Source organism: Amycolatopsis sp. SID8362, from assembly GCF_010550475.1.
GTDB lineage: Bacteria > Actinomycetota > Actinomycetes > Mycobacteriales > Pseudonocardiaceae > Amycolatopsis > Amycolatopsis eburnea.
Genome location: NZ_JAAGNB010000933.1, coordinates 1 through 3,771 on the forward strand (window position 1 = coordinate 1; position 3,771 = coordinate 3,771).

Here is a 3,771-nt window from a genome sequence, read left to right on the forward strand (position 1 = left end):
CGCGCGGTGCACGGGCTGCGGGCGGTGCTGGCGTTCCTGATCGGCACGCTGATGCGGGAGGTCGAGGCCGCCCCGACGTTCAGCAGGACCGGCGACCCGGGGCGGCTCGCGGACCTCACGGCGTCCGGCCTGCCCGCCGTTTCCGCGGCGGCGCCGTACCTCGCGGTGTGCGACCACGAAGCGGAGTTCGAATTCGGGCTGCGGATCCTGCTCGACGCCCTGAGCGAGCTCTAACGGATCCGTTCGTGCAGCGCGGCCATCCGCGCGTCGAGGTCGGCCGCCGTCCTGGCCGCCGCGGACAGCTCGCCCGCGAAGTCCGGCGGGACGCTGTCGCGGTACTTGTACGACAGCTTGTGCTCGACGGCCGCCCAGAAGTCCATCGCGATGGTGCGCAGCTGGACCTCGACCTTGACCTTTTCGACGCGGTCGGAGAGGAAAACCGGGATGCGGACGATGAGGTGCAGGCTGCGGTAGCCGTTCGCCTTCGGTTGTGAAATGTAGTCCTTGGTGCGCAGCAGCTCGACGTCGTCCTGCGCGGTGAGCATCCGGGCGACTTCGTAGACGTCGGACACGAACGGGCACACGACGCGGATCCCGGCGATGTCGTCGAGCGCGCCGGCGGCGGACACCCAGTCGCTCCCGAGGCCGCGGCGGTGCACCTTTTCCTTGATCGCTTCGGGCCGCTTGACCCGGCTGGTGATGTGCTCGATCGGGTCGTGCTGGTGGACGAAGTCGAACTCCTCGCTGAGGATCCGCAGCTTCGTCATCAGCTCTTCGATGGCGAACTTGTACATCAGGAGGAACCGCGGGAGCTGCCCGGCGACGGCGAGCTCATCGGCCGCCTCACGCAGGGAAGCGTCCTCGGCCGCCGGGTCGGTGGTCACTGAAGCCTCGTGCTGTCGTCGGTCGCTTGCGGGTGCCAGGGTACTGCGCTCTGTTTGGTGAACGATCGGCGACGGGCCGGAGTTCCCGCGGGTCACCGGTTCGGGTGTTCTCGGTTTTAGGTTGGCGGAGGGTGAGCACCGGCCCGCCACCGGTGCTCACCCTCCGGGTCTTTCGCTCGGCAGGGTCGCTTTGTGCCGCTACTTGCCTGCGGTCGCGGTGGCCGTGGCCTTGGACGCTTGGGCCGCGACGCACTTCTCGGCGGCCGCGGCGGTCTGCTCGGCGGCCTGGGCCTTGGCCTTCTTGCCCTTCTGCTCGGCGGCCATGCCCTGCTGGGTGGCGGCGGCGGACTGGTCGGCGGTGGCTTGGGTTACGCAGTCGAGGATCGCCGCGCAGTCCTGTGCGGAGACCTCGTTCTGGGCAGCCGCGTCCTGCTGGGCGGCCATGCCGTTCTGGTCGGCCGCGCCTTGCTGGTTCGCCATGCCGTTCTGCTTGGCCGCGCCGTTCTGGTGGGCCATGCCGTTCTGGTCGGCCATGCCGTTCTGGTCGGCCATGCCGTTCTGCTTGGCCGCGCCGTTCTGCTTCGCCATGCCGTTCTGGTCGGCCATGCCCTGCTGGGCGGCCATGCCGTTTTCGCCGGCCGCGCCCTGCTGGTTCGCCATGCCGTTCTGCTCGGCCATACCCTGCTGGCCCGCCATGCCCTGCTGGTTCGCCATGCCGTTCTGCTCGGCAGCACCGTTCTGGTCGGCCGCGCCGTTCTGGCCCGCCATACCTTGCTGGTCGGCCATGCCGTCGGCCCCGGCGGCCTGCGCTACGCACTTCTCGACCACTGCGCAGGCCTGTGCGGCCGCCGCGTTCTGGTCGGCGGCGTTCTGCTCGTCGGCCGCGCCGTTCTCGGCCGCTTTGCCCGCGGCCTTGCCCTTCTGCTTGGCCTTGCCGTTCTCGCCGGCCTTGCCCTGCTGGTCGGCCATGCCGTTCTTCTCGGCCGCCGCACCGTCCTGCCCGGCCATGCCGTCCTGCGCGGCCATGCCCTGTTGCCCGGCCGCCATGCCCTGCCTGGCCGCACCGTCCTGCTCAGCCGCCATCCCCTTCTGCCCGGCCGCACCGTCCTGCCCGGCCGCACCGTTCTCCCCGGCCGCCATGCCGTTCTCGTCGGCCTTGCCCTGCCGCTTGGCCTTTCCGCCGTTCCCGGCCGCCTCGGCCTGATCCGCCGCTCCGACCACCGCCGAGCACTCGGCCGCAGCCGCGTTCGCCGCTACCTTTCCATCACACCCCGCGGCCTCGCGCCGCTGTTCGATCTGCTGGACCACCGCCTGGCGGTTGGCTATCCGCGCCGCCGATTGGGCGTCCGGGGCGGCCTGCTGGCCCGCGATGAACGTCAGGTTGTTCTGCAGTGCCGTGTCCAGACCACCACAGCTCTCGGTCGCCGCGTTGCTCGCCGGGCTGCTGAGGGCGATCGCCGTCGCGGTCGCCCCCGCGACTCCCAGTAGCGCTACCAGCCCGATCGTCGCCGGTTTGCGGTGTCGTCCGGTTGTGCGCGTGTGGGGCATCAGCCCCTCCTCTCGGGTCGCCACCTCACCCAGTCACACGGCGGAAGCGGCCGAGTGGTTCACGGGGATCGGAAACGACCCGAGAGTCCTTTGTGGACTAGCCGAGCGAAGCCAGCTGCGGGACCGCCGGGGCCATGCCCTCGATCCACGTCGACGGCGAGCCCGTCGTCGGGGTGACGATCACCGTCTGGATGCCCAGTCTCGCGTAGTCCGCCATCGAGCGGACGAAGTCGTCGCGGGTTTCCGGGGTCGGGCGCGGGTTGTTGGCCAGCATCGTCTTGCGGATCGCGGCGTAGTCGCGGCCGACGTCGTCGCAGTGGCGGCGCAGCACGTCCAGCTTGTGCGCCACGTCCTCCGGCGACGAGCCGAACAGGTTGCACGCGTCGCCGTACTGGGCGACCAGGCGGAGTGTCTTGCGCTCCCCCGAACCGCCGATCATGACGTTCGGGCGGTGCAGCGGCTGCGGCGAGCACAACGTCTCCGCCAGCTGGTAGTGCTTGCCCTCGAACGCGCCGTTCGCCGCCGGGTCCCACATCTGGCCGCAGATGCGCAGCGTTTCCTCCAGCCGCTCGAAGCGCTCGGCGATCGGCGGGAAGGGCACGCCCATCCCCCGGTGCTCGCGCTCGAACCAGGCCGCGCCGACGCCGAGGGCCGCGCGGCCGCCGGAAAGGACGTCGAGGGTCGTGACGATCTTCGCGAGCAGGCCCGGGTGGCGGTAGGTCACGCCCGTGACCAGCAGGCCGAGCTCGACGCGGGACGTGTGCGCGGCGAGGTAGCCGAGCGTCGTGTAGCCCTCCAGCATGTGCGCCTCGGCGGGGAGGCCGGTCGGTTCGATCTGGAAGTAGTGGTCCATGAAGGACAACCAGGTCGCACCGGCCTCCTCCGCCGCGGCGCCCACCCTGGCGAGCTCGCCGGCGATGGCGGCGGGGCCGCCGTCGATGTCGAAGATGGGCAGGTGGAAACCGAGTTCCATGGGGTGTTCTCCTGACGTGCGGTCGAAGTGACCCCACGCTAGGTCCTGGAGCGCGCTCCAGGTCAAGCCGTGCCCGGCGCCCGCTCAGCGCAGCGCCGTCGTGAAGAACGCGGCGACATCCGGAGCCGTCGTCACCGGGACACCCGCCTGCCGGAGGTGCTCGGCGAACTCCGCCGCCTTCCGGCCGCCCGCCACGAGGAACGGGGGCGCGCCCGCCGCCGGGTACGTCAGCGGGCTCGCCGACCGGAGGGTCGCCGGGGAGCGGCCCAGTGCCAGCAGCACCGACGCCCGCGTCAGGGTGTCCACGCCGCGGAAGTCCGTGAAGTCGGCCGGGGCCGCGAGCGCCGCCGCCGCGCGGACGTGCGT

At 71.3% G+C, this 3,771-nt stretch carries 3 protein-coding genes and 2 pseudogenes; 1 reads left to right on the plus strand and 4 read right to left on the minus strand.

The window, feature by feature from the left end; translation table 11 throughout:
* Window positions 1-234 (plus strand): annotated as a pseudogene (locus G3I65_RS29150) (TetR/AcrR family transcriptional regulator C-terminal domain-containing protein); the annotation flags it as partial.
* Here the strand turns inward: G3I65_RS29150 and G3I65_RS29155 are convergent.
* The 4 genes and pseudogenes from G3I65_RS29155 to G3I65_RS29170 form a co-directional block, all read right to left on the minus strand.
* Entirely contained in the window at window positions 231-884 is a 654-nt protein-coding gene (locus G3I65_RS29155; protein WP_160698941.1) for a GTP pyrophosphokinase family protein, read from the minus strand. The pseudogene G3I65_RS29150 and the gene G3I65_RS29155 overlap by 4 nt on opposite strands.
* A gap of 198 nt (window positions 885-1,082) precedes the next feature.
* The gene (locus tag G3I65_RS57585; RefSeq protein ID WP_239071516.1) at window positions 1,083-2,432 is read right to left on the minus strand and encodes a hypothetical protein; all 1,350 of its coding nucleotides are present in this window, start codon (window positions 2,430-2,432) and stop codon (window positions 1,083-1,085) included.
* A 97-nt stretch (window positions 2,433-2,529) separates the two neighbouring features.
* Window positions 2,530-3,405 carry an LLM class F420-dependent oxidoreductase gene (locus G3I65_RS29165; RefSeq protein WP_160698942.1) on the minus strand — a complete coding sequence of 292 codons (876 nt, stop codon included), beginning with the start codon at window positions 3,403-3,405 and terminating at the stop codon, window positions 2,530-2,532.
* A gap of 84 nt (window positions 3,406-3,489) precedes the next feature.
* A pseudogene (locus G3I65_RS29170) lies at window positions 3,490-3,771 on the minus strand (alpha/beta hydrolase); the annotation flags it as partial.

Bases quoted from the DNA above. Each gene is read 5' to 3' on its own strand.
- G3I65_RS57585 (WP_239071516.1), bottom strand. From the start codon at position 2,432: ATGCCCCACACGCGCACAACCGGACGACACCGCAAACCGGCGACGATC.
- G3I65_RS29165 (WP_160698942.1), bottom strand. From the start codon at position 3,405: ATGGAACTCGGTTTCCACCTGCCCATCTTCGACATCGACGGCGGCCCC.